Origin of the sequence: Streptomyces sp. NPDC052236, assembly GCF_044548015.1 — a bacterium.
Lineage (GTDB): Bacteria > Actinomycetota > Actinomycetes > Streptomycetales > Streptomycetaceae > Streptomyces.
The window spans coordinates 1-24,230 of record NZ_JBIUBL010000010.1 but is presented as its reverse complement, the minus strand read 5'-3'; the positions used below and the strand labels follow the sequence as shown (position 1 = coordinate 24,230).

General features: G+C 69.3%; 20 protein-coding genes and 2 pseudogenes. 10 read left to right on the top strand and 12 right to left on the bottom strand.

Annotated features, from left to right (window positions below):
- Positions 1-103 precede the first annotated feature (103 nt).
- A complete protein-coding gene (locus ACIHCQ_RS18285) occupies positions 104-1,069 on the top strand; it encodes a LysR family transcriptional regulator (protein WP_399663144.1) in 966 nt (321 codons plus the stop codon).
- Positions 1,070-1,241: 172 nt separating this feature from the next.
- Here the strand turns inward: ACIHCQ_RS18285 and ACIHCQ_RS18280 are convergent, their stop codons facing one another.
- Complete coding sequence (locus ACIHCQ_RS18280) at positions 1,242-2,555, bottom strand: MFS transporter (RefSeq protein ID WP_399663143.1); 1,314 nt, start codon at positions 2,553-2,555, stop codon at positions 1,242-1,244.
- 341 nt (positions 2,556-2,896) lie between these two features.
- On the opposite strand from ACIHCQ_RS18280, the pseudogene ACIHCQ_RS18275 reads away from it, so the two are divergent.
- Positions 2,897-3,022 (top strand): annotated as a pseudogene (locus tag ACIHCQ_RS18275) (pirin family protein); the annotation flags it as partial.
- Here the strand turns inward: ACIHCQ_RS18275 and ACIHCQ_RS18270 are convergent.
- The 4 genes from ACIHCQ_RS18270 to ACIHCQ_RS18255 all read right to left on the bottom strand — a co-directional run bounded on the left by ACIHCQ_RS18270 (position 2,997) and on the right by ACIHCQ_RS18255 (position 8,998).
- The gene (locus tag ACIHCQ_RS18270; RefSeq protein WP_399663141.1) at positions 2,997-3,365 is read right to left on the bottom strand and encodes a hypothetical protein; all 369 of its coding nucleotides are present in this window, start codon (positions 3,363-3,365) and stop codon (positions 2,997-2,999) included. The pseudogene ACIHCQ_RS18275 and the gene ACIHCQ_RS18270 overlap by 26 nt on opposite strands.
- Positions 3,362-7,918, bottom strand: a complete 4,557-nt coding sequence (locus ACIHCQ_RS18265; RefSeq protein ID WP_399663139.1) for a hypothetical protein — start codon at positions 7,916-7,918, stop codon at positions 3,362-3,364. Before ACIHCQ_RS18265 ends, ACIHCQ_RS18270 begins: the two co-directional genes overlap by 4 nt.
- Positions 7,919-8,064: 146 nt before the next feature.
- The gene (locus ACIHCQ_RS18260) at positions 8,065-8,310 is read right to left on the bottom strand and encodes a hypothetical protein (RefSeq protein ID WP_399663137.1); all 246 of its coding nucleotides are present in this window, start codon (positions 8,308-8,310) and stop codon (positions 8,065-8,067) included.
- A gap of 10 nt (positions 8,311-8,320) precedes the next feature.
- On the bottom strand, positions 8,321-8,998 hold the full coding sequence (locus tag ACIHCQ_RS18255) for a TNT domain-containing protein (RefSeq protein WP_399663136.1): 678 nt from the start codon (positions 8,996-8,998) through the stop codon (positions 8,321-8,323).
- A gap of 649 nt (positions 8,999-9,647) precedes the next feature.
- On the opposite strand from ACIHCQ_RS18255, the gene ACIHCQ_RS18250 reads away from it, so the two are divergent.
- The 3 genes and pseudogenes from ACIHCQ_RS18250 (at position 9,648) to ACIHCQ_RS18240 (ending at position 11,472) form a co-directional block, all read left to right on the top strand.
- Positions 9,648-10,109 (top strand): hypothetical protein, encoded by a 462-nt coding sequence (locus ACIHCQ_RS18250; protein ID WP_399663134.1) that lies wholly within the window; start codon positions 9,648-9,650, stop codon positions 10,107-10,109.
- Positions 10,110-10,459: 350 nt separating this feature from the next.
- Positions 10,460-10,633 (top strand): annotated as a pseudogene (locus ACIHCQ_RS18245) (transcriptional regulator); the annotation flags it as partial.
- A gap of 629 nt (positions 10,634-11,262) precedes the next feature.
- Positions 11,263-11,472 carry a hypothetical protein gene (locus ACIHCQ_RS18240; protein WP_399663132.1) on the top strand — a complete coding sequence of 70 codons (210 nt, stop codon included), beginning with the start codon at positions 11,263-11,265 and terminating at the stop codon, positions 11,470-11,472.
- On the opposite strand, the gene ACIHCQ_RS18235 is transcribed toward ACIHCQ_RS18240, so the two are convergent.
- Positions 11,451-12,137, bottom strand: a complete 687-nt coding sequence (locus tag ACIHCQ_RS18235) for an ALF repeat-containing protein (protein ID WP_399663131.1) — start codon at positions 12,135-12,137, stop codon at positions 11,451-11,453. The genes ACIHCQ_RS18240 and ACIHCQ_RS18235 overlap by 22 nt on opposite strands.
- A 1,610-nt stretch (positions 12,138-13,747) precedes the next feature.
- Between ACIHCQ_RS18235 and ACIHCQ_RS18230 the strand changes: the two genes are divergently transcribed.
- From ACIHCQ_RS18230 to ACIHCQ_RS18220, 3 genes are all read left to right on the top strand, one after another.
- Positions 13,748-15,880, top strand: coding sequence for an FG-GAP-like repeat-containing protein (locus ACIHCQ_RS18230; protein ID WP_399663130.1), 2,133 nt, complete (start codon positions 13,748-13,750; stop codon positions 15,878-15,880).
- 109 nt (positions 15,881-15,989) lie between these two features.
- Positions 15,990-16,157 carry a hypothetical protein gene (locus ACIHCQ_RS18225; protein ID WP_399663128.1) on the top strand — a complete coding sequence of 56 codons (168 nt, stop codon included), beginning with the start codon at positions 15,990-15,992 and terminating at the stop codon, positions 16,155-16,157.
- 303 nt (positions 16,158-16,460) lie between these two features.
- On the top strand, positions 16,461-17,501 hold the full coding sequence (locus ACIHCQ_RS18220; protein WP_399663126.1) for an NlpC/P60 family protein: 1,041 nt from the start codon (positions 16,461-16,463) through the stop codon (positions 17,499-17,501).
- Between the two features lie 38 nt (positions 17,502-17,539).
- Here the strand turns inward: ACIHCQ_RS18220 and ACIHCQ_RS18215 are convergent, their stop codons facing one another.
- Positions 17,540-18,448, bottom strand: a complete 909-nt coding sequence (locus tag ACIHCQ_RS18215) for a M56 family metallopeptidase (RefSeq protein WP_399663124.1) — start codon at positions 18,446-18,448, stop codon at positions 17,540-17,542.
- Positions 18,445-18,813: a BlaI/MecI/CopY family transcriptional regulator gene (locus tag ACIHCQ_RS18210; protein WP_399663122.1), complete on the bottom strand. Its 369-nt coding sequence runs from the start codon at positions 18,811-18,813 to the stop codon at positions 18,445-18,447. Before ACIHCQ_RS18210 ends, ACIHCQ_RS18215 begins: the two co-directional genes overlap by 4 nt.
- Positions 18,814-18,915: 102 nt before the next feature.
- On the opposite strand from ACIHCQ_RS18210, the gene ACIHCQ_RS18205 reads away from it, so the two are divergent.
- Positions 18,916-19,344 (top strand): DUF6153 family protein, encoded by a 429-nt coding sequence (locus tag ACIHCQ_RS18205; RefSeq protein WP_399663119.1) that lies wholly within the window; start codon positions 18,916-18,918, stop codon positions 19,342-19,344.
- Between the two features lie 91 nt (positions 19,345-19,435).
- On the top strand, positions 19,436-20,092 hold the full coding sequence (locus tag ACIHCQ_RS18200) for a DUF305 domain-containing protein (protein ID WP_399663117.1): 657 nt from the start codon (positions 19,436-19,438) through the stop codon (positions 20,090-20,092).
- A 75-nt stretch (positions 20,093-20,167) separates the two neighbouring features.
- On the opposite strand, the gene ACIHCQ_RS18195 is transcribed toward ACIHCQ_RS18200, so the two are convergent.
- The 4 genes from ACIHCQ_RS18195 to ACIHCQ_RS18180 all read right to left on the bottom strand — a co-directional run.
- Positions 20,168-21,349: an endo-1,4-beta-xylanase gene (locus tag ACIHCQ_RS18195; protein ID WP_399663555.1), complete on the bottom strand. Its 1,182-nt coding sequence runs from the start codon at positions 21,347-21,349 to the stop codon at positions 20,168-20,170.
- 491 nt (positions 21,350-21,840) lie between these two features.
- A complete protein-coding gene (locus ACIHCQ_RS18190) occupies positions 21,841-22,872 on the bottom strand; it encodes a LacI family DNA-binding transcriptional regulator (protein ID WP_399663116.1) in 1,032 nt (343 codons plus the stop codon).
- Positions 22,865-23,032 (bottom strand): hypothetical protein, encoded by a 168-nt coding sequence (locus ACIHCQ_RS18185; RefSeq protein ID WP_399663114.1) that lies wholly within the window; start codon positions 23,030-23,032, stop codon positions 22,865-22,867. Before ACIHCQ_RS18185 ends, ACIHCQ_RS18190 begins: the two co-directional genes overlap by 8 nt.
- A 13-nt stretch (positions 23,033-23,045) precedes the next feature.
- Positions 23,046-24,230 (bottom strand): ABC transporter ATP-binding protein (locus ACIHCQ_RS18180; RefSeq protein WP_399663112.1); only part of this gene is annotated, 1,185 nt, incomplete at its 5' end.

Sequence of the window (24,230 nt, the reverse complement as noted above, 5' to 3'; positions counted from 1 at the left end):
TCGCGGTCTACTCTGGCCCCGATCTGCCAATCACGGAAATCAATCCTGTGGATGCGGCAAATCCATGGCGTGGATGGCTCTTGTTTGCATAGGTGGTGCCTTGGTGAACCTGTCCCGACTCGACCTCAATCTGGTCCTCGCCCTGCGCGCGCTGCTGGAGGAGCGCAACGTCACCCGGGCCGGCGGGCGCGTCGGGCTGAGCCAGCCCGCCATGAGCGCGGCGCTGGCCCGGCTGCGCCGCCATTTCGACGACGAATTGCTCGCCCGGACCGGCAACTCCTACGAGCTGACCCCGCTCGGCGTCGCGCTGCGCGACCGCAGCGCCACCGCGTGCGACCTGCTGGAGCGCGTCTTCGCCAGCCAGGCCGACTTCGAGCCGGGTGCCGAGACCCGCGAGTTCACCCTGCTCGCCTCCGACTATGGCGCGGCCGTGTTCGGCGCCGCGCTCGCCCGCGCCCTGCACGAGGAGGCGCCCGGGATCCGGCTCGTCTTCCAGCACCCGGCGCCGTCCGTCGTGCAGAACACCGCGACCGTGCTGAGCACCGTCGACGGACTGCTGATGCCGCACGGCGTCATCGACGGCTTTCCCGCCGTCGACCTCTTCCAGGACCGCTGGCTGTGCATGATCGCCGACGACCACCCCGAGGTGGGCGACGCACTCGACCTCGGCCAGCTGGCCCACCTGCCCTGGGCCGTCTACCAGCGCCCCTACGACGCGCCGGCGGCCCGCCAGCTCAGCATGCTCGGCATCAGCCCCCGGGTGGAGGTCTCCGTGCAGACCTTCCAACTGCTGCCCCACATGGTCGAGGGCACCCGTCGGATCGCGATGATCCAGGAGCGCCTGGCCCGCAGAGCGGTCCGCTCCGCCGCCGTGCGCGTCCTGCCCTGCCCCTTCGAGGCGGTTCCGGTGCAGGAGGCGATGTGGTGGCACCCGGTGCACGCCCAGGACGCGGCCCACATCTGGCTGCGGCAGAAGGCCGCGGAGGTGGGAGCGACGCTCAGGGGCCGCGGCACGGACGAGGCCGTACCCGCCGTACAGGGCGAGGGGCCGGCACAGGAGGGGCTCTGATCCCGGCCCGGCGGCAGGCGGTAGCCGGCGGGACCCCGCCCCACGGCAGGGTGTATTCGGCGTTCGGCACGGGTCGGCCTCGCCGTCGTCCGGTACGACGGCGAGGCCGACACACGTGACGGGGCCGGGGCACCGCCGTCGGTACTCCCCGGCCCCGTCGGCTTCCACGGCCTCAGGCCAACTGCTTCGGCAGCGGCCGGGGATCCGCGGCGCCGGCGCGGCGCCGGGCCCTCCACAGTCCCGCCGCGACGACCGCGGCGGCCAGCCCCAGCACGCCCACCGCACCCGCCAGGCTGCCGACCGCCGAACCCAGGGCGAGCAGCACCAGCGGGCAGACGAACTCGCCGCCGAAGAAGGCCGCGATCCACAGCCCCGTGCCCCGGCCGCGGTCCTTGAACGCCAGACGGGACATGGCACTGGTGAGAAGCGCGGGCAGCAGCATGCCCGTGCCCAGGCAGTTGATCACCGCTCCGACGACCAGCAGCGGGGCGTTGTCTGCCAGGAACATGACGCCGAAGCCGGCTGCGCAGACCGCGAAGACGGCGGGCAGCATCGGTTCGGGGGAGCGTTTCAGCCGGGCGAAGGTGACCGCTCCGCCCACGGTGGCGGCGCTCGCGACCGCCGTGGCCAGGCCGATCGCACCGGGGTTCTCCACCCCGAGGTCGTCCAGCAGGTATGCCATCTCCACCGGGACCGTGTAGAAGACCATCGCCCCGAAGAAGGTGAGGGCACAGATGCCCGCCAACTGCCGCCAGGGGAACGGACGGCGGGCCTCCGCCCCGGCCGGAGCCTCGGCGCCGACCGCGCCGACCGCGCCGACCGCGCCGACCGCGCCGACCGCGCCGACCGCGCGGGCCGCCGGGTTGGGGAGAGCGACGGCCATCAGCGGGACGAGCACCAGGCTCACGGCGTAGACCCAGAAGGGCACACGCCAGCCCGCCGCGCCGGCGGCGCCGCCGAGCACGAAGAAGACGGTGGCCGACGCGGAGGCGCACATGGTCTGCAGGGCGAGGTACTTCACCCGCTGGTGACCGGAGTAGTAGTCGCCGATCAGCGTGGTGCAGCAGGTCATGATCGCGGCCTCGGCGACGCCGACCAGGGCGCGGCTGGCGATGATGGCGCCGAGCGAGTCCAGCCAGAGCGGGGCCGTGCCGAACACTGCGTACAGGAGGGTCGCCACGATCAGCAGGCGCTTGCGGCCCAGCCGGTCCACGATCACCCCGGCGAACGGGGCCAGCAGTGCCAGTGACAGAGCCGGAACGGTCAGCGCGAGCGGAACCAGCGCCTCGGCCCCCGGGACGGACGCGAAGTAGTCCTGCATCTTCGGCAGCACGGGGGCGATCAGCACCGCCCCCAGGATCGGCAGACAGCTGCCCGCCATCAGCAGGGTCACGCGCAGTCGATGGCCCGGGCCCGAGACGGCCACGGGCGACGGAGCGGCGTCATCGACCGCGGCGGAAGGGGGCGGGGGAACGGAACCGGGCATGGCGACTCCACTGGACGTTGTACGGGAGCGGGCATGCCTTTCACGGGCGCCGACGGCGCACGGCATGCTGAGGACGGCCGCACGTCGGCGGCTGGTCCGGACAGCGGCGTGCGGGTAGGGACGACTATGAGCTGTTGGTGGCCGCGCCGCCATCCTCTTCGCGATCCGAATCCCGTATCCGGCTCATCCATACCGTGGATGGGATCCTCCCGGCGCACTCGGGTACGGAGTGGGCAGGACGCCGGAGCGGGTCCCAACCCCGCGGGTGCGGGGCCGACACCCCACGCAGCAACGAGGGGTACCTCGGGCACGGAACATCCCCGCGGGTGCGGGGCCGACTCGCACAGGCGCGTTCGGACTGGGTGGCCGGCGCTCGGTTCGGGGAAGTGCATGGCTACGACGGGGGTCGGCTGCCCGCTCCTGAACTGCCGCCCGTCGCGCTCAAACCACGCGGAATGGTGCGCTGACCTGCCGTACCAAGGGGCGCTGGATTACCTGACGCAGTCGGGCCGTGCGGGCGCGGAGGCGGCGCAGCATGCGTGGGTCCTCGCAACCGACTGAGCGGGCGGCGGCGTCGGCCCGAGCACCAGGAAGAAGACGATGCGCCGGGCACGCGGCTTCCCGCGTGAACTCCGCCAGACTGCGCGACCCGTGGTACGAGGCGGAATCGTAGGGCTCGTAGCAGTGGCCGGTCATCTTGTTGCAGGCGGCGGCTATGCGCTCGATCGCGCGGCCGATCTCGGCCAGGCGGTACGGAGGAAGGGGCGGGGGCAGCAGTTCGGGGCGCAGGCTCTCCGGGCGGAGGTTCATGGCCGGGCTCCCCGGTTCGTCTCCGCCGCCGCCCAGGCCTGGGCGAACAGTTCGTGCGGCGGCACCGGAGAGAGCAGGCGGCAGAAGGGGCCGTGCAGGTACTTGCCGTTGGAATTGGGGGCGAGGTAAGCGGTCAGTTTGACGGTCTCCAGGGGGAGATGAGGCGCCTTGAGGTCGGTCCAGGGGCCGGGGACGAAAGCCGTGCGGCCGGCCCGAGGGCGCTTGTCCGCCTCGATGAGGCCGGTGGTGGCCAGGGCGGACTGGGCGGCCCTGTGGTGGGCGGCCGACCAGCCGTTCCAGCGGCGGATGTTGCGGTCCGTGGGGTGGGCCAGGGTCAGGAGCTGGAGGTAGAGGGCGGCGGCGTCCACGCCGAGAGCGAGGGCGGTGGCGGCCTCGTTCACCAGGTCGGGGACGCTGAGGAGCGGGTTCGCTTCGTACGAGCCCGGCGGGACCGGAGTGGTGGTGGCGCGGCGGATCATGCGGGCCAGGCCGCCGTCCGGGGTGTGGAGCCGGGCCGGGTCCGGGGTCGAGGCGCGGAGGAAGACGTCGCCGTGCGGAACGGTGACGACGAGGCTGCCGTTGTCGTACACCGTCGGGAGGCTGTGGCCGCCCGGCTGGTACGGCCTGCCGCGCAGGTGGAACCGGCCTCCGTACGGCTTGAAGGACGGGTCTGTCGGCACGGAGGCGGCGAGGGCCCGGTCCAGGCGCAGGGGGACCAGATAGGTGGGGCAGTCCAGCAGGGTGCGCAGGTCCTCGTACAAGCCGGTGGCCCAGGCGACGGACGGATCGCCCACGGGACGCTCGGTGAGCGCCCAGATCAGGGCGGTGGCCGGGACCACATGCGGCAGGTCCTCGCGGCTCATCCACGAGCCGGTCGTGCCGTCGGCCTCGTCGCGGTGCAGGGAGAAGGACCCCGGGACGCTGCCCTCGACCAGCGCGAACTCCTGTTCCCTGGCGGGGATCGCCTCGCCCGCCGCGAGGCGGTGGGCCCAGTCGCCGGTGATGCCGAGGTCGGCCTCCAGGCCATCGGCCAGCTCTTCATCCACGTACGGGATTCGGCCGAGGACACCGATCCACGCGTCCGCCATGCGCTCGGCGGCAGCGATCATGCCGTCCTCCGTCCAGAGGCCGGGCAACTCGGCGGGGTCTTCGGGCAGGCCGGCCGCGAGGACGGCCAGGCGGCCGGACTCCCCGAGGCGGTACTCGGCGTACGCCCACGCCACGGACTTGCTCGCGTTGAACGGAGCCGACTGCAGCAGCTTGTCGTACTCCCGCCCGGCGCCGTCGGGCAGGCCCCCCAGCGCCAGGGCAGCGACGGCCCGCCGGACTCCCGTACGGCGGGAGAAGGCCGCCACGGCTGAGGGGGAGAGGGGCAAGGGGCCCCGCTCAGCCAGGAGTTCGGCGAGGCGGGCCAGGCGGGCGGAGTCGTCACGGGTGACCGTGACGACTCCGCACTCGGTCACCTCCGCCGGGGCCGGGTCCGTGGCCGGCTGGATGAACCGCTCCCCGGCGGCGTCCTCCGGGCCCGACGCGATCAGGTGGCCTGCCGCCCGGTGTGCCGTGAGGGAGGACGCCGGTGCCCGCCCCGTACGCCAGCTCGTACCGCGCTCGGCGAACGGCTGCGCGCGCCAGATCTCCAGCAGAGCGTGCAGCGAAGCCCGTTCGGAGTCGCTCGTCGTGGACATGATCGCCCGCCAGGCCACCGCCTCGATCGAGCCCAGCAGCACCGTCCAGTCCAGGGGACGGGCCGGAAGCACGGCCCGCCGGGTCTCGTCGTCGATTTCACCGCGCAGATGGCGGCCGTCGACGGCGACGGCGGTGAGCATGGCGGGCTGCGGCTGGGGGCGGGGAGCGTTCCACGCCATGGGCTCGTGCCGCAGCCCGCGCAGGGCCACGGCCATGTCCGTGTCCGGCACCGGGTTCTTCAGCGTGACCACGGAACCCGACCGCATGATGGCGACGCGCCGGGACAGTTCCTCGCGGCGGCGCCGTACGTCCGCCGCCAGCCGGACCGCGCGCAGCACCCCCTCAAGGACCACCGGGTCCGCCACCCCGGGGAGCACGTCATGGGTGAGCTCGGGGGCGTCCGACAGGAGGCGGCGAACCGTGGTGTCGTCCACGGCCCGCAACGCGGCCGAGGAGGCCGGGTCCCGGGGGACGAGGAAGTGCCAGTAGGCGGGCGGGGGCAGCGGCGCGGGGCCGGCGATGGGCGAAGGCTTGTTCCACGGGTGCTCGGGGTCCGGGAAGCCACGTACTTCCCACAGCAGTGACCCGTCCTCAGTGGCACAGCAACGGACGTTGATGTCCTCCGCGAGCACGCCGTCCTCGCCGCCCTCGGGCAGCCGCAGGATTCCCCACGGCGTCTGGCCCTGCCGGGAGATCCGGTAGGTCGCCTCCCGGCCGTCGATCCCCTCCAGGACGAAGCGGTCCGGTGCGTAGATCCGGTGTTCCGTACGGAACAGCACCCGGCAGCCGACCAGGGAACCCACCTGACCCAGCGGGGATTCGAAAGCGCCGGGCGGCATCGGCGCCAGGGAGAGGGCGTCCTTGAGGACCGCCGTGCCCGGGGGCAGGACGCCCGTGCCGGGGAAGTCCGGCAGGGTGTCGTCCCCGGTGCGTGTGCCGGTGGCCGGGTCGACGCGCGCCCAGTCGTCCCCGTACACCTCCGCGCTCCACAGCCGCTCGCCGTCCGACATCTGGAGTTCGTGCCTGCCGATGCCCTCGTGGCCGCCGGGGCGCAGCACGCGCTCCCCGTCGTGCCGTCCGCCGCCGTCCGCGGTCTCGAACTGGAAGCCGAGGGCGCCGTTGATCGAGCCTCCGTACGGGGACATGCCTCCGAGCTGCTCCGGCTCGAAGACGTCGTCCGGGGCGTCCGCCCAGAAGGCGTTCGTCGCCCAGCGGACCAGGAACTTCCCGCCCGCGTAGTGCACGGTGTGCAGGGGCGCGTCGTCGGGGACGCGGAAGGTGCAGGAGCCGCGGCGGCCCGCGTGGTCGACGGCGACGGCCCGGTCGCGGGAGTAGAGCGTCAGGACGGGCCAGGTGCAGGTCACGGCCGTGATCTCGGCCAGGGGGAGCTCGGTGAGGGCCTCCTCCAGGGCGGGCCAGGCAAGCTCCTCCGGCAGACCGGCGCGCAGGGCGCGGGTCAGCGGGCCGGTGAGGTCGAGGGATGCGAGAGACTCTTCGATGCCGTCGAGGGCGGTGGCGGTCGGCCGGTCGAGGAGGGTGGTGAGCTCGTCGACGGCCTCGTGGGCGGCGCCGAGCCCGCCGCCGCGCAGGGCGTCGAGCAGGGTGCTGATCCGTGCCAGAACCTCGGCGGCGATGCCCTCGTTGCCGGGCAGCAGGGTGATCGCCGTACCGCCGCCTCCGCCGCCTTCGCCGCGACCGTGGCCGTGCACGCCCTCATGGACCGTGCCCTCCAGACGGGGCCCGAAGACCGGGTGGGCGGCGAGGGCCTTCAGGTCGCGGCGCGAACGGTCGCCCCAGAACACCAGCAGGACGGCCTCCCCCGGGTCCTCCACCGCGATGCCCTCGGCCAGGCAGACGTCCAGCAGGTCCGCGTCCAGCTCGGAGTAGTAGTGCCGGGACTTGTGCAGGGTGACCGGGATGCCTGCGGCGTGCAGCCGGGGGGCGAACCGCTCCAGTACCTCGAAGAGCTCCGGCGGCATCAGGCGGCGCTCGATGCCGCCGTGCCGCGCGGGGCGGTACGAGTATTCGTACGCGAACCGGGACAGCCAGGCCGTCACCCCGCCCTCCGGGGTGAGGCGTCCCGAGGCGACGGCGTCCACGGTGCCCGTGCGCCGCAGCAGCCGCAGCCAGGGCGCGACCTCGCCCTTGGCGGGCGGGAACAGGTCGAGCAGTACGGCGTTCAGGTCTTCGTCAGCGGTGGCCCCGCCCTCCTGCGGGTGCCCGCCGAGAACGGCCACCGCCGCGTCGAGCAGGGCGGCCGGCACTGCCTTGCCACGCGCCGCGAGCAGTACCCCGCCCAGCAGGCGGGCCTCCTCCTGAATCCCCAGCCCCGCGGCGCGGGCCGAGGCCCGGAGGAGTTTCGCCAGATCGGCGGGCAGATCCCCGGGGGAGGCCGTCCAGGCGGACAGGAACCGCACGAACTCCTCGTGGGCGCGTTCCGGCGGCAGCGCGCCGGCCAGCCACTTCTGATGCGCCGTGAACTCCTTGGCGGGCAGCGCCCCGGCCCGCGCGAACAGCAGCGCGTTCCCGATACGCAGCTCCACGTCCACCGGCAGCGCGTGGTCCCGCTCGGCCTTCCGCGCCAGCGCGTACACCCGCCCGGCGTGCTTCGGCAGCGACCGGATCATCCGGTGCCCCACCGTGTCCCAGAACCACGGCAGATGCGCGGGCGGCAACTGCCGCGCCTGGCGCTCCAGGCCGTCCACGAACCGGCCGGGCTTCTCGTAGGCCCGGTACAGCCCTTCCCGCATCTCCTCGGTCAACTGCCGCGCGGCAGGTTCGGCACCGGGGTCGTGAGCCAGGACCCAATCGACGTACAGCATCGACGAGTTGGGGTTCGACGGGTTCGGGAGAAGATCGGCGGTCATGCGATCGATTTTTACACGCACCACTGACAACGTCGCCGCTGCCCGAGCGGGAGCTGCACGTCGGCTTGGGCGGCGATCGCCGTCAGCGTGACCGCGCGTACGCCGTCCTGCGGCTCCTGGCCGCCGCGTTGGAGCCAGGCAGGCGTTCAGTCTGTGATCAGTAGCCGTAGCAGATGCGTGCAGGCGTCCTCTTCCTGTGTGTGCTGGGTGATGGTCTCCCAGGTGCCGCGTTCACAGGCACCCGTCTCCCACAGGCCGGGACTGTCCGGTGAGCGTCGTAGGTAGAGGAAGTCGGTGGGCAGGGGTGCGGGTTCGTGGACTCCTTCGATGTAGTAGTAGCCGTCGGCCACACCCGCAGTCCGCAGGGCGTCTTGCAACGCGTAGCGGTTCAATCTGGCCTTCTTACCCTGCGGCCGGGGTTAGATAGCCTTGATCCAGCAGCCACTTGACGTTCAGGCGCCGGCCCTCGCCGGGGTTGAGCAGGGTGGGGTCGAGCTTGATCTGCTGTCCGCCGCCGCGCTGTGCGAACCAGGGGGCGATGCTGCCCTGCCAGACGGCGAACGGTCGCTTGACGGTGTAGCGGTGGTAGTCACAGGGGTGGGCCGGCTCGCGGGTGTTGAGGTTCTGCGGGGGCAGGGCACGCTTGGCGTACGGGTCGCCGGCGGGAGCGAGGTAGGAGCCGTACTCGGAACCGAAGCGGTCCAGGTCCTTTCCGGGCTCCAGGACCTCCACGTGCTTGTCGACCTCATCGTTGACCTCGGCGAAGCCGTCGTTGGGCGGGTACTTCCACCCGGCCGGGCCCTGGGGGGACTCCTCCTTCCAGTACTTGGCCAGGAACACCTTCGGGGACAGGCCGCCGGTGCGCTGGTAGCCCTTGAGTAGCGGGCCGACAGGAGCCTCCCAGGAGCGGGGCAGGTGCTTGGGTCCCAGGCGGGGATCGCCCAGGTGCTCGCCGGTGCAGGCGACTGGACGCATGGTCGGCCGCTCGTCGGCCGTTGCCGTGGCGGCTTGGGCCGGCGCGACCAGAGTGGTGAGTGCCAGCGCCAGGGCAGGAAGGACGGCACGCATACGGGTTTTCATGGTGTGCTGCACTCCAGTGGTTGTGAGCCTTTTACAACTCTAGTAGGAATGTGCCGAGTTGATACCGTAGTGAATCTTTGCTGGTTCGCATTGATGGAGGAATGCGAGGTACTCAACCTGAATGAGTGATGTCGGTGCGTTCTGCTGAGGTGGGGCTCCCGCAGCCTGTAAGGCTGTGCCTGTGAGGTATGCGCAGGATGAGGGCTTGACCGACGCAGAATGAGCGGTGTCGCGCTGTCTGCTTCAAGCCCGGCGAACGCAGCCGCAGGGCGCGGGCGTAGATGCGGGCCCTGCATGCCGCCGTGGCGCGAAGTGGTCCGCGAACCGGGAGACGACGAACGCGCCGCCGCACTGGGGCGGCCAGCTGTGGCGAAGGAACCCGTCTGTCCCGACTCGAACCGCAGTTGCGGGGCTACTTGCGCCGCTACTCGCCCTCTGAAGCTTCCGTAGCGGCGAATAGTGCAAGGTGTCGGAATGACGCTACAGCCGGCTGGCGCCTCCCGGCCCGCCAACGCGGTGGCGAATCCAGTCGGCGGCCTGGCCTTCGTCGTACTCGGTACGCCGTGGCGTGTCCCCGTGGGTGCTTATAGTGCCCGATGACGGCTCACCCCAGGGTGAAGAAGAGGCTGTCTGTGACCAGGAGGAATTCGTGGCCGACTTACTGCGGCACCAACTGCTGGATGTCGAAGTCGATTTCCGGGGATTCGGTTTTCAGGAGTTGGACGACAGCGCGGTGCCCGTGCGGTTCGGGGACGGCTACGAATGGGGAGTGTTCTTGAACCAGCATGTGCGCCGGTTCGATCTCTTCAGCGGCGGTCACACCCATACCGCAGCGGTGACCGTACGCGTCTGGGATGCCCAACCCGAGCCCGAGAAGGTCGACTGGGACGAGCAGGGAGAGGTCGACTTCGAGACGACGACCGGGGATATCGCCGTGTGGACCACGGCCGTGGGTCGTTCGAACCAGTTGATCCGCCCGGGCACACCAGGATTGTGGCGGGTCCACGTCGGCTGCACAGGAAGGGCTGAGGTCGAGAAAGTGACGCGGACCGAAGGCGTCGCTTACGGAGTGGAGAAGTACATGATTGATTTTTGGCCGGAGGGTTCCTGAGGCTGCGGGTCGACGCAGCTCGCTCCGTGCCGCGTCGGCCGCTTCCCCGTCGGGTCAGTTGATTTTGACGATGAAGCCGTCGTCCAGTCCGTCGATGATCCTGTTGGCGTTGCAGAAGCCGCTCAGGAGTTGCCGCCGGCACCCTCCTCTGCACCGGGTACGGGCAGCACGGAGAAGTTGTCCTTCTCCACATGAATGTTGTACCCAGCTTGCGCCGAACCTTCGATGGTGCTGGCGAAGGGAAACTCGTCGCACTCCTTGGCACCACCCTCGGTATAGTCCGGGCCGAAGTAGCGGACGCACTCGCGGACAGAGTCCTACGCCCGCCACCTCGTGGCCGACCTGCGCGCCCGCGGGTGGGCCGCCTGCTGATGGACCGCGAGACCCTGGTCACTCCCGACCAGGGGCAGCAGCTGCTGGTGCTCACCTCGGCGGACGCCGAGGCCCGCGAGCGGCTGGAGCTGCTGCGGGTACTCGGCATCGAGGAAATTCCCACGGGGACGACGGGCACGCCCGTACGGTGAAGCGGCCGACCACGGGGCACCGGCTCGGCATTCGGCGGTCCGGTCGGCGGAGTGGCCAGCCCCAGAACGCCCCAGACCGTGGCCGGGCTCGCCCACGAGCAGCCGGCGCGCCTGATCGCATTCGACCTGCTCCAGCAGGCTGACGCCGTCGTGCTGTCCTGGCCCTGTCGGGAGAGGCACCGCCCTGGAACCCCTCCGCCTGGGGCACTCGCTGGAAGCCCCGTGGGCGCTCACCCGCGCCACGTTCCTCACCAGCCCAAGAGGAGAGACCAAGGACCGCAGGGCGGTGATTTACCCCGCATCGTGAGACCGGGAACTCGCCGACAAGGTTGGCCGGTTGCGCCGATGCAGATTGACTCCACGGCGACAGATTCAGCCTCCCGTTGAAACTCAACCCAGTCGGGCCAGGTCAGCGCGCCGTCGCTACCAGCGGGGACAACGCATCAGAGATGACAACACCTCCGCGACCGCTTCGGCCGGGAGGTTTACGAAGGCACGCCAACGAAGCGTCGCGTCGGGTCGCCCGATCCGCCTGCATCGATTGATACTCGCCGCCCCGCCCACCCCGCCCGCCCGGTTCGCGCCGCTAAGATCGCCATGATTGCCGTCGGTAACCTAAAGGAGTTCCCGTGGGCCAGCGCACCGTCACGCTCATCGCCGCACCACTGGGGAGTATGCAACCCGGCCGGCCGGTCGACTGGGACCAGCTCCCGCCCGCCGCGCGCACATGGGCCGATGAACAGGCCGACAACGACAACGAGATGCTCACTGCCCTCGACGGCGACCGCCGAGCCGAGCTCCAGGCCAATTACGACGTCTACGTTGTCGAATTGAGCTGACTGACCGACCGTCCGCCGGTAAGCGCGTCAATGACGTAGGCCCTGGCGTCACCGCCGGGCCCAAGACGCACGGCCAGCAGATTGCGGCACATTGCGAGCCAGTTCTCGTCGAGCGGTTCAGAGAGAATCAGCTCGGATCTCAGTCGGGCGATCTCATCGGCGTCGGCGGCTCCGCGTGTGGCGCTCGCGGCGTTGTTCGCCGCATTTGCTGACTTGCGTACGTCGTCCTTGGCCGCCTTCGCCTCCTCCGCCGCCTTCAAAGCAGCGGCCTTGGCCTTCTCGGCGGCCTCCTTCGCGCGGTCCGAGGCGGCAACGGCCTTCTCCGTCTGCAGCTGCGCCCGCTTGCCCTCCCGTTCCACGATGTCAACCAACTGGCTGATCGTCGCGGTCTCTTCGTCGCGGGCGCGGGCGATGTACTGGCCGGAGAGGAGGAACTTGTGGATCGCCTCGGGGGATCCGTCGTCCAAGGCACGCTGCGCGTACTTCTTCACCTCCGGAGAGGCGGTGTTGAGGATGGAGAAGACCGCCACCTTCTCGTCTTCCTGGTGCGCGGTGTACTGGGTTTGTTCCAGGAATGTCCTCAGAGCTGCCTGAGTGTCCTGCTCCAGCGCCTTGGCCGCCTCCCGCTTCACAGCAACGCCGCTGTTGTTCATGACGGTGAACACCGCGACCCGCCGGTCCTGCTCGACGAATTCCTTGTAGCCGTCGCGTAAGTAGGAGGCGATCGCGTCGTCCCCGGCGGATAACGCCGCGCCGGCTGTCTCACGGACGGCCTTGCCCGCGTAAGGGAGGCCGGTGAGGACGGCGAAGCGGTTGTCTTCCGCCTTCGCGGCGGGCAGTTCGCTGGTCAGGAAGGCGGCGGCGGCCGGGGAGCCGGTGAGGGCGGCGGCGGCCTCGCGGACTGCGCGACCGCCGATCTTGTATGCCCATACGGCCTTGCCCCGGTCGGTGTCCGGCAGGCCGGGGTCCGTGGCGGTGGTTCCGGCGGCGTGGGCCGGGGTGGCGGTCAGGGTGACGATGGAGGGGAGAGCGGGGGCGGCGGCTGCCCCGGCGAGGGTGGTGAGTATCCGGCGTCTGCTTCAAAACGACGAGGACAACACGTGCATCCTTCCCGTACGGAATACGACGGTGCAGACACGGAAGCGACGCCCCGAACTCCCCCGACTGCGCGGGTTGTTGGGCCGACGAATCGTTTCCTGCGGTACAAGTCGGCACACTACCCGTTTTCGTACAGGTGTTCACGCCCTGTTGGGTTGCGATGAACAGCGTGCCACCTCGGCGGCCAGTGTGTTCGCCGTGGCGTTCCCCGCTTCGCAGCCCGGCAGGGGTGGTGTCCTTACTCATGGCAGTGATCCTCTGCCAACGGGGCTGATGGAGATTCCCGGCACAGGTGTTGGGCGTGTCGGGGCGATTCCGAGACTTTTGTGCGCGTAGCGGACGGAGGGTGCTTGACCGTGAGGGGGCTGACTTGGCCGAGATTGCCTGCTACCCGGCCCACGCACCGACAGTTCCACCGTGCCGGACCTGGTCGGCAACCTGACCGCGTGCTTAACTGATCTCGCTACAGACGACGCCACCAAGCCACGGCCAAACGCTGCCACTACGCCCGCCGCACCGGCTGTCACGAGCCGATGCCATATGGCGGCGCGTCACAATACACACCACGCACACGCCGGAATGCCAACGTCGTTGTCAGCGCGCTTGGTTGGCCAACGCCCGCGGAACAACTGCTGATCGAGCCGAACGGCTGCTACACCATGAAACCCGACGTGGACACGTAGCATTCGAACAACGACGTGGCCACCGAGAGGCCCGTGACCGCGGGCCCTCGGTGGCAACGCCGCCGCCCGGCGGCAGAGAAGCGAGGAGCGTTGTGAACCTCTCGGAGATCCCTGTTTTAGCCCTGTGGCTCGTCGCCGCGGGGTCCACGGTGATTTCTGTGCTGGCCTGGGGCTCACGGATGACGGCGAAGGAGCGCTGCGGTGTGTCCCTCGCGGTGCCGGCGACGGCGCTCTTCGGGGGCGCCACAAACTATGGCGAGAACATGCCCCTCGGGGGAGGTCCCCGTCCTGTATTTGGCGGCCGTCCTCGGGCTCGGCCTGCGTCTGGTTGATCCAGTGCCCCTCACGCCACCGCCGCGGACGCCACCGCCGACGGCGTAGTTGCCTCTCTACCCTGCGGGCCGTGTCACCTCCAATGAGTGCCCGCCCGCCGATTCGACGGGCGGCGTGCCCCTGCCGCAAGGTCCTTTGATCCAGCCCTCAAGGAAATGGTCATGCATCGTCCACACCACACTCGCTCCGCCGGGCTTGCCGCTCTCACCGCAGCCCTGATCGCGGCTCCGCTGGCGCTGACAGCCGCGCCCGTCCACGCTGTCACCGGCGTCCCCGTCACCCATAATGCCTATGGGTTCGCCACGAAGCTCGAGATCGGCGAGGGCGACAAGAAGCGCGCCTGCTCGGGGGCCCTGGTCGATACTCAATGGGTCCTCACCGCCGCGAGTTGCTTCGCGGACGTACCCGGACAGGGCTCGGTGATCCCGGCCGGCAAACCGGCCCTGAAGACGATCGCCACCATCGGCCGTGCCGATTTAACCGCGACCGGCGGTCACGTGAGTGAAGTCATCGACCTCGTGCCCCGCCCGGACCGCGACCTGGTGATGGCGCGACTGGCTCAGCCCGCCACCGGCATCACCCCCGTGGCCATGGCCACCACCCCCGCAGCCCAGGGCGACACCGTCATAGTCGCCGGATACGGCCGCACCAAGACGGAATGGGTCCCCGACAAACTCCACACAGCCACGTTCGCCGTCAACGCGGTCACCGGAACTGACCTCAACATCGCAGGCACCACCGCGAACGACGCGATCTGCAAGGGCGACACCGGAGCCCCCCTCCTGCGCGACAAGAACGGCACGCCCGAACTCGTCGCCATCAGCAGCCGCTCCTGGCAGGGCGGATGCTTCGGAGAAACCGAGACCCGCACCGACGCCATCGCCGCACGCGCCGACAACACAGCGCTCGGCTCACGTCTGGCCGCCGGCCGGCGCCTCAACGCGGGTGACACTCTCGTCTCCGCCTCGGCCAAGCTGACCATGCAGGCCGATGGCAACCTCGTCATCACGTCCACCACCGGCAAGATCCTCTGGTCCACGGGGACCGCGGGCAACACGGGCGCGACCGCCCGGCTCGACACCAACGGCAACCTCCTCGTCCGCAACGCCGCGGACACCACGACCCTGTGGGAGTCGAAAACCTCTGCCGCCGGCGGCTACGCCGTCCTCCAGGACCGCGGCAACCTCGTCATCCACAACGCCCAGAATGCCTCCCAGTGGTCCAGCAACAGCGCCCCGCGCCACGACTACAACGGTGACGGCCGCAGTGACATGGCCGACTGGTACGACTTCGGCGACGGCAAGGACGGACTGCACACCTACATCGCCGGCGCCGAAGGCACCCTCGCCAGCCCCCGTACCGGTTTCCTGTCCGCGGGCAACCAGTGGACCCTCAGCCTGACCAAGCGTGTCACCGGCGACTTCAATGGCGACGGGTTCGGTGATGTCGCGGTGATGTACGACTACGCCGACAACACCGCCAAGCTGTGGACATTCCTCGGTAAGGGCGACGGCACCTTCAACACCCCCTTCGAGTCCTGGAAGTCGTCGGCCGGCAGCTTCGATCCCAGCCGGGTCACGCTGCACGCCGGTGACTTCAACGCCGACGGCCGCGACGACATCGCCGCCTGGTACGACTACGCCAGCGGCGAAGACGCCCTGTTCAGCTTCCTCGCCGACTCGCGCGGAGGTTTCGCCGTCCCGGCGAAGACCTGGAGCGCCCCCAACAACTGGACCGTCTCCTTGGCCAAGTACGTGACCGGGGACTACAACGGTGACGGGCGACAGGACATCGCGGTCCTCTACGACTATGCCGGCGGCTCGGTGAAGCTGTGGACCTTCCTGGCCACACCGTCGGGCGGATTCGACGGCCCGAAGCAGGCGTGGGCGAGCGACACATGGGGTGACTGGAGCCGCACTCACCCGCATGCGGGTGACTTCAACGGCGACGGACGTGACGACATCGCATTCTGGTTCGACTACACCGACGGGCGTGACACCGTCTTCACCTTGGCCGCCAACACGGACGGCACCTTCGCCGCTCCGCAGTCGTCCTTGGCCATCGCCGCCGGCAGTGTCACCTACACGGCGATGAAGATGGTGAGCGGCGACTACAACGGCGACGGTCGCGACGACCTGGCCACCATGTACGGCTACAGCGACGGTAGCGTCCGCATGTTCACCTGGACGAAGAGGGCCGATGCGACCTTCGACTCGGCCAAGACGGGCTGGATCTCAGCCACCGCCAACTCCTGGGACTTCGCCCTCACCCACTTCCTCAATCAGGACAGCTGACAACTGAGCGCGTAGCGGCCCCGAAGCAGCGCTTCGGGACCGCTTCCACGAGTCTTTTCAGTTGAAGTCCGCGCTCCTGCATTGCCGACATCCGTGGGGGGTGGGGGATGTGAGCGCCGGCTCGTTACCGCGTGAGTACCGGGGCAACCCCGGCCAGAGGACCGGTGTCTATGCCGTGGCGGGACTGCGCGGAATGCTGGCCCTGTTCGTCGTGGTGCCGGTGGTGACGTTCGTGCTCACCTGGCTCGGGTCGTACCTGCGTAACCGGGACGGGTGAGGATGGAGCGCACCACGTGGTCCAGTCCGAGCCGGCAGGTCCGTCCTGGACCCGTACCCCGTACCTGTACCGCGTTTGCCGCAGTCTGCGCCGCGGAGCTCGCCTTGCCTGGCCGCTGTTGGCTGCTCGTTGGCACTAATCCACTAAACTGATTAGTATGCGTGTCCGAGCCTTCGTACGGTCGACCACCCGCCCGGGGTGGCGGCGGAGGTGCCGCCGAATCCGCTGTGTGTGCCAGGAGCGGGGGATTGGGTTGTGGGTTGCTTCCCTGTCAGGCGGCTGAGGAAGAAGGAGTCCGCCTCAGTGGCGTCCCACCGTCGTCCCAAAGAACCGAATCAGCGCTATGTCACCGTGCTGACCGCAACCGCGGCGGCAGCGGTTGCCCTGTCGACGCAGTCGGCTTCCGCCGACCCCCTGCCCGACCCGACCAAAAAGGGTGTCAAGGCGCAGGTCGACCGTCTGTATGAGGAAGTGACGCAGGCCACCGAGAAGTACAACGGGGCCGATGAGAAGGCCGCCGCACTGCAGAAGCAGGTGACGAATCTGCAGGAGACGGCTGCTCGCAAGCAGGGTGAACTCAATGAAATGCGCGGACGCCTGGGCTCGATAGCCGCTGGGCAGTATCGAGCCGGCGGCCTCGATCCGTCGTTGCAGTTGTTCCTCTCGGCGGACCCCGATACGTACCTGGAAGAGGCGTCGGACATCGAGCGGTTGAGTGCCAGGCAGTCCGGCATGCTCGAACAGTTCCTGTTGCAGCAGCGCGCGCTCAAACAGCAGCGCAGTCAGGCCACGGAGAAGCTCGCGGATCTTGAGGACACGCGCAAGGAGCTGGGAAGCAGGAAGAAGGAGATCCAGGGCAAGCTGGCGGAGGCGCAAAGGCTGCTGAACAAGCTGACGGCCGCGGAACGAACGAAGATCGCCGCCGACGAGGACCGCGCCAACCGGTCCAACGACCGGGTCGACCTCGGCAATGAGGCCAGCGCTTCCCAGCGGGCCGCCGCGGCTTTCAACGCGGCCAAGAGCCGGGTCGGCATGCCGTATGTGTGGGGAGCGAGCGGGCCGAACTCCTTCGACTGCTCCGGGCTGACGTCCTGGTCCTTCCGTCAGGCGGGCGTGTCCATACCTCGCACCTCGCAGGCGCAGGCCGGCGCGGGCACCCGGATCAACTCACTGAGCGCGCTCAAGCCCGGTGACCTCATCATCATGCGCGGCGACCTGAGCCATGTCGGCTTCTACGCAGGCAACGGACAGATACTCCACGCCCCCAAGCCCGGCGCGCAGGTGCGGTACGAGTCCATCGCCCGCAGCGGAATGGCGTTCATGTGGGGTGTACGCATCAGCTGACGCCGCTTCCGATCGCAGTCCGCGATGTCAGTGATCCGTCAGTGACCGGGAGCGCAGGCGACCAGCAGCGGCAGCAGAGGTACCGCGGCGGCTGCGGCTGCCACGGAACCCCAGAGCCCTGGATGGGTGCCACGGTGTCCGTCCAGGATGCGCTGCATACGGATCAGTACCGTGTGTCCGCCCGCGCCGAACGCACTCTTCGGGGCACGGCCCGCCGCCATCTCGTACATGGCGCTTGCGAGTACGTCGCGCTCGTGGCTGCGCAGCGCCCGGTCGTCCGCGACCATCTCCAACAGGATCGCCGTCTGTTCCTTGGCGTGGCGGGCCAGCGGCAGCCACCGGAAGACGGTGGCGAAGGCCTCCATGACGGCGAGCACCAAGTGGTGTCGGCCGGCGACGTGGGCACGCTCGTGCTCCAGGACGGCGTCGAGCTGTTCGTGGGAGAGCAGCCGCACGGCCGCGTCACTGACCACGATCCGGGAGTGGCGGCCCGGCAGGCAGTACGCGGCAGGGGTGTCGTGGGACAGCACGGTGGCACGCAGGCGCGGGGAGTGGATCCCCACCTTGTCCAGTGCGTCACGGTGGCGGGCTCGCGCACGGCCGGCGCGCGTCACATGGACGACGAAGCTCACGACGAGGGCCAGGGCCAGCGCACTCGGCAGGGCCACGGCCAACTGGTCGGCGGCGGTCGGATCCGTAGCGGCCGCGCCGCCCTCCACTCCGCAGGCGTGCAGAAAACCGACGAGACCCGCATGGAAGTGTCCGGTCGGCGTGGCGAGCTGGTACGCCGCGAGTGCGGCGGAGAGACAGAACGAGGCGGCCACGGCATGCCACGCGGCCACGGCGAGGGCGGGGGCCCGGTGCGGCCAGGCGCTGCGGAGTATCAGCCGGGGGGCCGCGAAGCCGATAATCGCCGTATAGCCGAGCAGAGCGGGCGCGGCGTTCATGTCTTCGTCCGTCGTCCCACTTTGCGCAACGCCGTGCGCAAGGCTGCCACCTCGTCCTCGGACATGTTCTCGACGAACTGGACCAGGGCGGTCGACCGGTCCTCGCTGGCCCCCAGCGCGTCCTCCATCAGAGCCGCCGAGTACGCCTCGCGACTGCGCACCGCTGTGTACAGCCAGGCCCGTCCCTCTTTGGCGCGCAGGAGCCAGCTCTTGTGGAACAGGATGTTGGTGACGGTCATCACGGTCGTGTACGCGATCGGCCGGTGTTTGTTGATGTCGTCGACGATCTCCCGCACCGTGGCAGGGCGATTCCATCTCCAGAAGCGGTCCATGATCTCCGCTTCGAGCTCCCCCAGCCGACGCATGGGCTGAATCCTTTCGCCGCTGTTGTACGTAAACACATAGTAGACCGCACGGGTGAGCGTAGCCTGGCCCCTCGTACCTGTGCTTACCGCTTACTGCTTACGATGGGCCCGATGTCACGCAACCAGAAACCCGCTGACCCGCAACCAGTGTTGCGGCTCAGCGGGTTTCTCGTGCTCGGCCTGCTCGTCGGGCTGTTCTGCATGCATGGCGTCGGGTCCGCGCCGGCCGCGGCACAGACGGCTGGGCACACGCGTACTGCTGAGGCGCGGCATGCCGCCGCAGTCATGGACGCGCCGGGCGCGTGCGGTCACGACGGCCACGGGCAACACGGACGGCATGGGCCCGCCGGCCACACCGATCAGACGTGTGCCTCCGGTGCCGTGGCGGGGCCCCCTGTGTTTCCCGCCCTCGTCCCGACAGCGATCGGTCCTGCCAAGTACGCCGGGGGATCGATCAACGCCGCCGGCAGCGGTCCGGACGGCGGCCGGGCGCCGCCCTCTCTCTCAGAACTGCAACTCCTGCGGATATAGGCAGGCCCACGCGGTGCCGCCGGCTGCCCGTACCGGGCGCGGCGCCGCGATTCGCCATGCTCTTTGACAGACCCATCCCAGGAGTTCCCGCATGAACGCGCACCGCAAGCTGATCCGTCGTACCGCCCTCGTCGCCGCCACCGGAGTGGCCGCGCTGGTCCTGGCCGCCTGTGGCGATGGCGGCGGACACGACATGGGGGCGATGGAGTCCAGCTCTTCGCCGTCCGCCAGCGCTTCCGCCGACGCTTCCGCCGGCGGTTCTGCCGAGGCCGGCGACCACAACGCTGCGGACGTCTCCTTCTCCAAGGAGATGATCCAGCACCACCGTCAGGCGGTGGAGATGGCCGAGCTGGCCGACAGCCGGGCATCGTCCGCCGAGACCAAGGATCTGGCCGCGAAGATCAAGGGTGCCCAGGACCCGGAGATCAGCACCATGTCCGGCTGGCTCACCTCATGGGGCGAGGAAGCCCCCGCCGACATGCCCGGCATGGACCACGACATGGCGTCGTCCCCCATGCCCGGCATGATGAGCACGGAGGACATGGACAAGCTGGAGAAGGCGAAGGGTGCCGAGTTCGACACGATGTTCGCCGAAATGATGATCAAGCATCACGAGGGCGCCATCGACATGGCCAACACCGAGAAGGCTGACGGCGCGTACGACCCCGCCAAGAAGCTGGCGGACGATGTGATCAAGGCGCAGACGGCCGAGATCGATCAGATGAACAAGATGCTCGGCAAGAACTGAGTCGTTGAGGCGGGGCGGCCGACGGAGCGATCCGCCGGCCGCTCGGCGTGGTTCACCCGACGACAGGCCGGTCGGTCAGGAGGCGCTGCACGAGCCGATGGACGGGCTCGCGCCGTTGCCGTTCTTCATGACGGTGAAGCCGAAGCTCGTCGACGCCCCGGCCGACAGACTGCCGTTGCCGTTTGGCTTCATGGTCATGACATTTCCGCTGCTGTCCCAGCTGGGGGAGCCGTTCCAGGTGGCGGATACCTTCTGGGGAGAGGTGAGGGTGACGTTGACGGACCAATTGCTTATCGCCGCACCGCCCGCGGTCACGTTCACCCTGCCGTTGTAGCGGTCGCTCCAGTCGTCCGTCTTGCTGTAGGACACCGTGCAGGCGGCGCCTCCGCCACCATCTCCGCCCCCGCCCCCGTCACCGGAGCCGCCAAGTGCGGTCAGTGCGGCGTTGTACGCGGGCTTCTTGTTGTAGCTCCCGTCGAACAGCAGGGGAGTGCCGCTGGCGCGCCACGAGTACTTGTCGGTGACGCCCCAGACGGTGATACCGGTGCAGCGGGAGATCGCCAGACAGGTATTGACGACCGAGGTGTAGCTGTTGGCCTGGGAAGTGCCGGAGCCCTCGATGTCGAGCTCGGTGATCTGCACGTCGACGCCGAGGTTGGCGAAGCGCTGCAGATTCGCGCGGTAGTCACCGGGAACCGGGGACGCGCTGTTGAAGTGGGACTGGAAGCCGACGCAGTCGATGGGCACGCCGCGCGACTTGAAGTCCCGCACCATGTTGTAGACGGCGGTGCTCTTCGCGTTGACACCGTCCGTGTTGTAGTCGTTGTAGCAGAGCTTGGCGGCGGGATCGACGTTGCGGGCTGTGCGGAACGCCTCCTCGATGAAACCGTTGCCGAGCTTGTCCTGGAAGGGCGAGCTGCGCCGCGCGCCGCTGTTGCCGTCCTGGAAGGCCTCGTTGACCACGTCCCAGGCGGCGATCTTGCCCTTGTAGTGCTGCATGACCTGGGTGATGTGGTTGTTCATCGCCGACCGCAGGTCGGACGTGCCGAGGCCGCCGACCCAGCCGGGCAGCTGGGAGTGCCACACCAGCGTGTGCCCGCGAACCTGCATCCCGCGGCTCTGGGCGTGGTTGAAGATCCGATCGGCCGCGCCGAAGTAACGGCCCTTGCCGGCCGCCGCCGTGCCGAGGGTGCTGGCGGCGGCCTCGGCGGTGCCGGAGATGGCGGTCAGACCCGCCCCGGCGAGCAGGCCCGCCATGGCCAGGACCAGCGCGCCGCGGGCCCGGGAACGCCGGGCCGCGCGAGTGGGCCCGCGTTCGAAGGAAGTGCTCGTCACTGTGTCGTGCTCTTCTGCGGATGCCGGACGGAGCTGGCCGAAAGGACAGTTCGTCGTCCGGACAGATCGGTGTGCGGACCGTTCTGTCATTCGCCGTGGCAGGCGTCCGCCGCAGAGCGCGGCATGGCGCGGCCCGGAGAATGGCGCATGTGCGTGCTGTGCGTGTGAGGCGCTGAGTTGTCGAGCGGGGGAGTGGGGAGTGGGGGGAGCGGCCGGACGCGCAGGGCGACCGATGGTGGGGTGGCCGAGCTGCTCGACAATCCGTCGAAAGTTTCGAAAAATTCTCCGAATTGCTGCGGAGAGATTACGGCGAGGCCACTTGGGGCGTCAACCATTTGCGCGAGGTCTTTCCTGGGCGTGCTATCGAAAGAGATCAGAAACTTTCGTGACCCGTCTGTCACCGACCGTCCGGCTCAGGCGTCGCTCGGCGGAGGTGGTGCGGCGGTGCTCTGTCGCACCATCAGCTTGGTGGCGAGCTCGATGCGCAGGGCCGCCTTGCTCGGGTCCCGGGGCCGGAGCAGCATCTGCGCCGCCTCCTCGGCCATGTGCCGCAGCGGCTGATGGATCGTCGTCAGCGCCGGGCTGGACCACTGGGCGAGCGGTACGTCGTCGTAGCCCACCACCGACAGGTCACGCGGGACGCTGAGCCCCTGCAGGCGGGCCGCCTCCAGGACGCCGAGGGCCTGGAGGTCGCTGCCGGCGAAAATGGCGGTGGGCCGGCCGGGGCCTTCGAGGAGCTCCATGGCGTGCGAGAAGCCGCCCTGGACATGGAAGTCGCCGAACCGTACGAAGCGGGGGTTGGCCTCCAGGCCCGCCATCGCCATGGCCGAGCGGTAGCCGTCGAGCCGGGCCAGCGAGCACATCATGTCGTCAGGCCCGGTGATGATGGCGATGCGTTCGTGGCCGCAGTCGATGAGATGGCGGGTGGCCGCCATGCCGCCGGACCAGTTGGCCGAGCCGACGGACGGCACGTCGGGCTCGGGGTCGCCGGCCGGGTCGATGATGACGAAGGGGATCGCCCGCGACCTGAGCTGCTTCTTCACATTGTCGGGCAGCGTGGAGAAGACCAGGACGACGCCCAACGGGCGGCGCCGCAGCACCCCTTCGACCCACTGGGGGTCGGGTGCGTGGCGGGTGCCGCTCTCGGTGAGGACGACGCTGGCGTTGTTCTCCTTGGCGACGTTCTCGACGCCTCGGATGAGCTCCATCGCCCAGACGCTCTCCAACTCGTGGAAGACGAGCTCGATGAGGGGCGCCTGAGGCGTGCCGTGCGCGCGGCGGCGGTAGCCGTGCGTCTCCAGCAGCCGCTCGACCTTGGTGCGTGTCGGTCGGGAGACATCGGAGCGGCCATTGAGGACCTTCGAAACTGTCGAAAGGGATACGCCGGCCTGGGTGGCCACCTCGGCCAGGGTCACCCGGCCGTCCACATCGTCGTCTTCACGCATGGTCGAAGGATATGGCACGTCCTGTCGGTAACGGTTTGTTGGCGCTGCCGCAGGCGCGATGAGCCCATGAGTGCTCTCTGCCGACCAGGTCTGATGACCTTTCGTAAAATTGACCGAAACTTGCGGCGATCTGGGCCGTCACGATCTTGCTCGTGGTCATGTCCGGCCGCCTTTCACGCTTTCACGGTCGGCGAGTGCCCGTTCTGGGACGGCACACCCGGGGCGCTGATCGTGTACTGGTTCGCCTGGATCTGGTAGAGGTCACGGAACACCTTCGGGCCGGGGATCTCGTCGGACAGCAGGTCGGTGAAGGTGCCGCTCTCCACGACGCGGCCTTTGTCGAGGACATGAATCAGGTCCGCGGCCCGCACCGATCCGAGCCGGTGGGTGATGAGGATGACGGTCTGTCCGGCGTCGGCCAGCGCGCGGATCTGTTCGAAGAGTTGCTGCTCCGCCTTGGCGTCGAGCGCGGACGTCGGCTCGTCGACGATGAGGAGCTCTCCCTTACGGAAGTGGGCGCGGGCAAGACCCAGGCGCTGCCACTGGCCTCCGGAGAGCTGGTGACCGCCCCGGTAGCCGCGGGCGAGCAGGGTCTGCCAGCCTCGGGGCAGTTCCTCGATCAGCTCTTCGGCTCCCGCGTACCGGACGGCCTGCTCCAGAAGGTCCTGACTCATCGGTGCCTCGGGGCGTCCGATGCCGATGTTGACGGCCGCGGTGAAGGGCCAGCGGTAGAAGTCCTGGCCCACCACCGCGACGCGCGAGACGAGTTCTTGCCGGTCCGCCTGTGCCGCGTCGACGTCGTCCCACAGGATGCGGCCGGAGTCGGGGCGGTAGAGCCCGCACAGGAGCTTGATCAGGGTCGTTTTGCCGCTGCCGTTCTCGCCCACGAGTGCGACGATCTTGCCGGTGGGGATGGTGAGGCTGGCTCCGTCGAGGGCCCGTTTGTTGTCCTTGCCCTGGTAGGTGAAGACGACGTCCTCGAACCGGATCGCGCTCAGTCGCGTGGGCAGCGGCAGCCCGCCGGCCGGGATGGCGCGCTGCGCCGCTTCTTCGCACAGCCGGTGCAGGTCCCCGACGAACAGGGACTCCTCGTGGAGGTAGTTGATCTGGAGGACCAGGCTGTCGAGGCTGGACGAGCCGCTGCGGATGGCGAGGAGCGCTGTACCGCCGACCGAGAGCGCCATGGCCCCGGTCCACAGCAGGGTGCCGAGGGTGGCGTACGCCGCGCCGGCGGCAAGACCGGTCCAGCCCGCGGCGATCAGCCCGGTGCGGGCGGCGAGCCGGGCCAGTCTCTTCTGCTCCGCCTCCTGGGACTGGGACATGGCCCGGAAGTGGTGGAGGAGAAACGGTCCGACGTT

What these genes read in the sequence shown, in the direction of transcription:
- ACIHCQ_RS18280 (WP_399663143.1), bottom strand. Translation starts at nt 2,555, where the DNA reads ATGCCCGGTTCCGTTCCCCCGCCCCCTTCCGCCGCGGTCGATGACGCC.
- ACIHCQ_RS18270 (WP_399663141.1), bottom strand. Translation starts at nt 3,365, where the DNA reads ATGAACCTCCGCCCGGAGAGCCTGCGCCCCGAACTGCTGCCCCCGCCC.
- ACIHCQ_RS18265 (WP_399663139.1), bottom strand. Translation starts at nt 7,918, where the DNA reads ATGACCGCCGATCTTCTCCCGAACCCGTCGAACCCCAACTCGTCGATG.
- ACIHCQ_RS18255 (WP_399663136.1), bottom strand. Translation starts at nt 8,998, where the DNA reads ATGAAAACCCGTATGCGTGCCGTCCTTCCTGCCCTGGCGCTGGCACTC.
- ACIHCQ_RS18230 (WP_399663130.1), top strand. Translation starts at nt 13,748, where the DNA reads ATGCATCGTCCACACCACACTCGCTCCGCCGGGCTTGCCGCTCTCACC.
- ACIHCQ_RS18215 (WP_399663124.1), bottom strand. Translation starts at nt 18,448, where the DNA reads ATGAACGCCGCGCCCGCTCTGCTCGGCTATACGGCGATTATCGGCTTC.
- ACIHCQ_RS18210 (WP_399663122.1), bottom strand. Translation starts at nt 18,813, where the DNA reads ATGCGTCGGCTGGGGGAGCTCGAAGCGGAGATCATGGACCGCTTCTGG.
- ACIHCQ_RS18205 (WP_399663119.1), top strand. Translation starts at nt 18,916, where the DNA reads ATGGGCCCGATGTCACGCAACCAGAAACCCGCTGACCCGCAACCAGTG.
- ACIHCQ_RS18200 (WP_399663117.1), top strand. Translation starts at nt 19,436, where the DNA reads ATGAACGCGCACCGCAAGCTGATCCGTCGTACCGCCCTCGTCGCCGCC.
- ACIHCQ_RS18195 (WP_399663555.1), bottom strand. Translation starts at nt 21,349, where the DNA reads ATGGCGGGCCTGCTCGCCGGGGCGGGTCTGACCGCCATCTCCGGCACC.
- ACIHCQ_RS18190 (WP_399663116.1), bottom strand. Translation starts at nt 22,872, where the DNA reads ATGCGTGAAGACGACGATGTGGACGGCCGGGTGACCCTGGCCGAGGTG.
- ACIHCQ_RS18185 (WP_399663114.1), bottom strand. Translation starts at nt 23,032, where the DNA reads ATGACCACGAGCAAGATCGTGACGGCCCAGATCGCCGCAAGTTTCGGT.